Source organism: Streptococcus sp. DD11 (assembly GCF_001578865.1).
GTDB lineage: Bacteria > Bacillota > Bacilli > Lactobacillales > Streptococcaceae > Streptococcus > Streptococcus panodentis.
The window spans coordinates 170,627-175,936 of record NZ_KQ969395.1 but is presented as its reverse complement, the minus strand read 5'-3'; the positions used below and the strand labels follow the sequence as shown (position 1 = coordinate 175,936).

Annotated in this window: 7 protein-coding genes; 4 read left to right on the top strand and 3 right to left on the bottom strand. The window is 46.6% G+C overall.

Annotated elements, in window-relative coordinates; all coding sequences use genetic code 11:
* From STRDD11_RS08600 to STRDD11_RS08590, 3 genes are all read right to left on the bottom strand, one after another.
* Positions 1 to 528, bottom strand: a 528-nt coding sequence (locus tag STRDD11_RS08600) for a transposase (protein ID WP_164828440.1), incomplete at its 3' end; no start/stop codon positions are given.
* A 405-nt stretch (positions 529 to 933) separates the two neighbouring features.
* Positions 934 to 1,737, bottom strand: a complete 804-nt coding sequence (locus STRDD11_RS08595; protein WP_128836978.1) for a peptidylprolyl isomerase — start codon at positions 1,735 to 1,737, stop codon at positions 934 to 936.
* Positions 1,738 to 1,790: 53 nt separating this feature from the next.
* The gene (locus tag STRDD11_RS08590; protein ID WP_128836977.1) at positions 1,791 to 2,210 is read right to left on the bottom strand and encodes an NUDIX domain-containing protein; all 420 of its coding nucleotides are present in this window, start codon (positions 2,208 to 2,210) and stop codon (positions 1,791 to 1,793) included.
* Between the two features lie 330 nt (positions 2,211 to 2,540).
* Between STRDD11_RS08590 and STRDD11_RS08585 the strand changes: the two genes are divergently transcribed.
* The 4 genes from STRDD11_RS08585 to STRDD11_RS14450 form a co-directional block, all read left to right on the top strand.
* A complete protein-coding gene (locus STRDD11_RS08585; protein WP_128836976.1) occupies positions 2,541 to 2,930 on the top strand; it encodes a VOC family protein in 390 nt (129 codons plus the stop codon).
* Positions 2,917 to 3,456, top strand: coding sequence for a hypothetical protein (locus STRDD11_RS08580; protein ID WP_128836975.1), 540 nt, complete (start codon positions 2,917 to 2,919; stop codon positions 3,454 to 3,456). The genes STRDD11_RS08585 and STRDD11_RS08580 overlap by 14 nt, the downstream gene beginning before the upstream one ends.
* 99 nt (positions 3,457 to 3,555) lie before the next feature.
* Positions 3,556 to 3,771, top strand: coding sequence for a PspC domain-containing protein (locus tag STRDD11_RS08575; RefSeq protein WP_128836974.1), 216 nt, complete (start codon positions 3,556 to 3,558; stop codon positions 3,769 to 3,771).
* Between the two features lie 457 nt (positions 3,772 to 4,228).
* Positions 4,229 to 5,310, top strand: a 1,082-nt coding sequence (locus STRDD11_RS14450; protein WP_277592816.1) for a DNA translocase FtsK, incomplete at its 3' end; no start/stop codon positions are given.

Below are 5,310 nucleotides of genomic sequence, written 5' to 3'. Positions count from 1 at the left end.
CACTTCAGTTTGGAAATACTCCTTCAAGGTCTCTTGCAGTTTGGCTTGAAATTTATCCGTTGCTTTTTTCCAAACGAAGCTGTACTTGTTGGCATTGGCCTCTATCTTCGTCCCATCGATGAAGAGACAGTCTAAAGTGACCAATTCCTTCATTCTTAACTGACAGGACAGTTCAATAAAGAGCTGTTCTATCAGTTCTTCCATCCCCTCATGCACACGAAAACGGTTAATGGTGCGGTAGGAAACAACTAATTGCCCTGTCAAATATTGCATAGCTAGGTTCTCAGCCATCAGCCTTTCTATTTTACGTCCGCTAAAAACGCCTTGAGAATAAGCAAACAGAAGAGCGGAAAGCATCATTTTAGGATGATAGGAGGGGCGTCCCAGCTCATGACAAAGTTTCTGAAATTGCTCAGCTGGTAAGTCATTGACAGCCTTTTTAATAGTAAAAACAACATGGTCTTGTGGTAAAAAACTAGCAATTTCAAGTGGTAAAGTCGTTTGATTTGTGTTATAGTGGATATGCATCAGATAAAATCACTTTCTGTTTATTTGTCATTACTTAAATGATAGCGAATTTATCTTTAGAATGCAAAAAGCAACGGCTGTTTTCTAGTCGTTGCTTTTTTTGAAGCCTTTTTGTCCCAGACTCTTCTGTCCCACCGTCGTGGCAGATAAAGCTTCCGCTAGGAAGTTTCAAAAACCTCCAGCGGATGAGAAGCCGCTCAGCAGTGGTTGATGGCGTTAAAGCCCTTCATGAACTGTGCAGGGAAGATTCTAGCTGACCAATGGCGACAGAACTTCCCCAGCCACCATGTCCTGCAAATCAAACGATAGAAAAATACGAAGCTGGGTACGGTTATCCCAGCCTCGTATAAAAAGTGCGTCAGCCTCGCTTTGCTCTGGCAAAGTCCTTTGGATGGCTGCGGGTTCTTACTTGCTAAAGTCGTAGTCTTTGATAATCTCGATTTTTTCAATCTTGACATCTGTTTTTGGTTTGTCATTGCTGTCGGTTTCGGCAGCAGCGATTTTATCGACCACATCCATGCCTTCCAGCACTTGGCCAAAGACGGTATAACCACCGTCTAAGCTCGGATTTCCTCCGTTTTTGTAGGCTTCAATTATTTTGGCAGGAATGGAGGATGTTGACAGTTTGGAAGAAAGATCTGTCTTATTTTGATTGATGAAGAACTGGCTGCCGTTGGTATCCTGTCCGGCATTAGCCATGGAGAGAGAGCCGCGGATATTGTACAGGTAAGGAGAGTATTCATTTTTAAAGCCGCTGCCGCTGTCTTTTGTAGCATCCTTGCCTTTCCAGATAGACTCACCGCCTGTGCCGTTTCCTTTAGGATCGCCGCTTTGAATCATAAAGTTATTGATTACGCGGTGGAAGAGCACGCCGTCGTAGTAGCCTTCTTTGGCATGGGTCAGGAAGTTTTCAACAGCCAGCGGAGCGTATTTTGGAAAGAGCTTGACCCGAATGCTGCCTTCCGTAGTGAGGATCGTGACCTCGGCTTCATCCTCAGCAACTTCTGTAGACAGCTGCGGGAAGTTGGCATTTTGGTTTGTCATGGCATCTTGATACTGCTCGCGGAGTTTGCGGGTTTCTGCATCATCGGAGCTGGTGACGGATGACTGGCTGGAAGCGCTGGAGGAGCTGGAACTGGTTTCCTCCTTGGCAGAGCAGCCTGCCAGGACAAGGCCTGATAAGAGACCGAAAAGAATCATTTTTTTCATAAGAGACCTTTCTCAATTAGTTTCTAAACTACTGGTATTTTACTATAAAAAGCCTAGTTTTTCAAATCTATCTGTTCCAGAAAGTTCAAAAGCTGCTGTTTCAAGGCTTGCGGCTGCAGGGCTTGGCGGGCCAGATCCTGCAGGTCGACCCATTCAGGCTGGTAGATATTGTGAGCATGGCTGCGCTGGGCTTCTTCGCCGTGTATGCGGGGGCTGTCGTTTCTGGCAAGGACTGTATAGAAATACTGCTCTGTCTCTCCTTGGTTGTCAAAGGAAAAAGCTGGCTGCAGCTGCTTGCTGGACAGGGTCCAGTTCAGTTCTTCCTGAATTTCCCGATGAGCGGCTTCAAGAGCTGATTCTCCCGATTCGATCCTGCCGCCGGGGATGACAAAATATTCCCGATTATTTTTCCAGCGGTGGATCAGCAGGATTTGTCTGGACTGGGGATTGTAAAGAATGACTCCGGCACGCATGGTGCACCTCCTTGCTGTCTGTTCATATTCTTTGAAAATCAAGACCAAGCATCATTATACTCGGTTGAAAATCGAAGCGGCCGCTCCCTAACGGAAGATTTATTCGCTGCCTTAAAGCAGTGCTTTTGTTGATTCCTGACGGCCGCTTCCTCCGCAGTTTCAATAGCTTTCCCAAATCTTTTGAACTCCCGCCTGGTCTGCTGACGGTGTTCATTGACTATACTGATGGGGTGACGCTTCTTTCTTCCTTATTTTATCATAAGCACAAAAGTTTTGCCTGTCTGATCCTTGTGATATAATAAATCCAATATTTAAAAGGTAAGGTGACATATGATTGATTCAATCGGGCAGGTCATGCTCTATGTCGGCGATATAGAGAGCGCTGCTGTTTTTTGGAAGGAGAAGATGGGCTTTGAGCGGGTGGAAAAGCAGGTTCAGGGAACGCAGGTATCCTATATTGTCGCACCCAAGGCCCAAAGCGATGTACAGTTTGTCCTGCATGACAAGGCTCAGGTGGCGGAGATGAATCCGGATATGAACTTAGAAACCCCTTCTATCCTCATGGCGGCAGTCAATCTTGAGGAAACCTACCAGAAGCTGGCAGCTAAGGGTGTGGCCGTTCATCCTATTTTGGATCTGGGCTTTATGAAGGTTTTTAACTTTGCCGATAATGAAGGGCATTATTTTGCTGTAAGGGAGCTGAAACATGACGGATTCTGAACGCTTGCAGGAGCTGTATAAAGACCATGCTCAGCTGCCCTATATAGGACCGGACCGCGATCTAGCAGTCTGGCTTTTGGAGGGAAAGCCGGTGCCTAAGCGCAATATGGAAAGACTGGACAATGGCTTGCTGGCTGGAGATATCATCCTGCTTTGGCGGATTGGTTTCGGGACTTTCACGACGGATTCCTTTTTTCCTAAATATTTTGAGTTTACTTACGGCATCAATGCTCCGGCGCATTTGGCAGCCTTAGTGGACCAAGGGTACGCTTATAAGGAAAAAGCTTTTGCTTCGCTGGATCATATAAATGCGGCGGCCAAGAAGGCTATTCTGAAAAGCAAGAAGGTAAACGGCCTGTCTAAAATGAAAGCTGCTGATTTAGACCGGGCTTTGGCTGAGAATTTTACTGAAGAAGAGCTGGCTCAGACTTTTTCCGTGCGTGGCTATGAGCTGACTGAAAAGGGCCGTCAGGCACTGGCTGCTCATCAGGAAGTAGTGGACCGCCATCCGCAAAAGAAGTTCTGATGGGACAGAACATTTCCAAATTGACGGTTGTTTTGTGCATATTTATAACTTTTTTGTTAAAATAAAATCAGCTAATAAAATGAAGGAGGATGTTTCTCGATGAAAAAGAGACTGACAAGAGATGTTAAACATCAAAAAATTGCTGGAGTCTGTGCAGGTATCGCTAACTATTTTGACCTAGATCCAACCTTGGTGCGGGTTATCTGGATAGTGCTGGCCTGTATGGCTGGAGGAGGCATTTTGGCCTATCTGATTGCCTGGCTGGTGATGCCGGAAGACAGCGGTCAAAATGATGAGCCGACAATTATCAACTAATCCTCTTTGAAAATCGAAGCTGACATTTCTTAGGGAAGTTGTATTGGCAGCTGCAGTAGTCCAACGGATTCTTGGTGAGAACAGAGCAAGACTGAGGCGCCTTTGTCTCAGTCGCCAATCTGCGTCGGCCAATTTTGCCGTTTTCGGTTTTTGAGCAGACTTGTTGGGGAAGGTCATCTGGAGTCAGTCTGCCTTAGGTGGCCGGCCCGTAAGCAGTTGACCTCGTTGCTTCATTGCTGCATGAAAAGAGCCTTTCTAAACAAGGACTCTAAACTGGCAAGACAAGACAGGGAGAATGAGGCTGAGCCTGATTCTTTTTTTGCGCACAGCGGATAGACGGAAGACAGGAGCTGCAGATTTTCACCGGCTATCAGCTGCATTTTCTCTTACATTTTCAGTCAGTTTCAGCTGATAAATCGTTTCACATTCGAGCTTTAAATGTGTTATAATAAAAGTTATGGCAAATAAGAAATCTAGTAAAAAAGGCCGGACCACACGTCGGCCGACAAAAGCAGAATTAGAAAGACAAAAAGCGATAAAAAGGATGATTGTCACCTTTGTGATGGCCTTGATTCTTTTGTTTGCAGCAATCAAGCTGGGGGCTTTTGGTGTGACCATTTACAATGCGCTGCGGCTCTTAGTTGGAAGTCTGGCCTATTTGGCGATTTTTGCCAGTTTGGTTTATCTCTTCTTCTTTAAGTGGCTGCACAGACATGAAGGCATGGTTTCAGGCTTTATCAGCCTCTTCTTTGGTCTCAGCCTGATTTTTCAAGCCTATTTTGTCAGTGTTCTGAAATTGGAGGGGGCAACCGTCTTATCAACTACCCTGGGCAGGGTTTTGACAGATCTGACTGCCTTTAAGGTCAGCTCCTTTGCAGGAGGCGGCCTGCTGGGCGCCCTTCTCTACGCGCCCATCTCTTTTCTTTTCTCGAATATTGGTTCCTATTTCTTCGGTCTGCTCCTCATTCTTTTGGGAGGCCTGCTCATGAGTCCCTGGTCTATCTATGATATTTCAGAAAAGGCCATGGCAGCTTTCCAGAGCTGGAGGGAAAAGCAGGAAGAAAAGCGGCAGCAGCGTTTTATGGAAAAAGAGGCAAAAGCAGCTCAGGCAGCTATGCAGGCTATTGAGGTGGAGGAAGAGGCAGCTGCAGTTGACCCTGAGACAGGCGAAATCTTAGATGAAGATCTGCTGGCGCATACGCCGGTAGACTTTGATCAAGAAGACTATGATGAGGCTGAAACGGGAGATGTTGACCCCAATGAGCCGCTGGACTTCGGCCGGGATGCAGAAGCAGCAGAAGAGGACGACAGCGGCGATGTTGAAGTTGACTTCACGGCCAAGGAAAGTCTGGATTACAAGCTGCCGACACTCAGTCTTTTTGCGCCGGACAAGCCCAAGAACCAGTCCAAGGAAAAGCGGCTGGTGCGTGAAAATATCAAAATCTTGGAAGAAACCTTTGCCAGCTTTGGTATCAAGGCAACGGTGGAGCGGGCCGAAATCGGACCGTCTGTCACCAAGTACGAGGTTAAGCCGGCAGT